The organism is Shewanella sp. SG44-6, from assembly GCF_014164185.1.
GTDB classification, from domain to species: Bacteria; Pseudomonadota; Gammaproteobacteria; order Enterobacterales; family Shewanellaceae; genus Shewanella; species Shewanella vesiculosa.
On the sequence record NZ_JACJER010000372.1, the window covers coordinates 1 to 251 of the forward strand.

The 251-nt window shown below is 43.8% G+C and carries 1 pseudogene; it reads right to left on the reverse strand.

Features of this window, described 5'->3' with window-relative positions:
• Positions 1 to 110 (reverse strand): annotated as a pseudogene (locus tag H5185_RS23390) (RNA-directed DNA polymerase); the annotation flags it as partial.
• Positions 111 to 251 lie beyond the last annotated feature (141 nt).

The following is a 251-nucleotide window of genomic DNA, read 5'->3' on the forward strand; positions in this document are numbered from 1 at the left end:
TTTGCAATACGCATCTGAAGCTTTAATACAGGCGGTTCAACGGATTTCCAGTCTATTGACTGCCATTGAGCGCTGTCAGGAGAGGCACTAATTTCTGTTGAAATCATCATTTGCGTTTCTCCTTGAATAAAGTTCTTCAAATTATCTTGCAACGGGAGACCAGTCGGAAGTGGGCTCACTTTCGTGACCAGACACAAGTCTGTATCTGCATCGTTACAATGCAGCCTTTGCTTTTTCCAACCTCCTATACC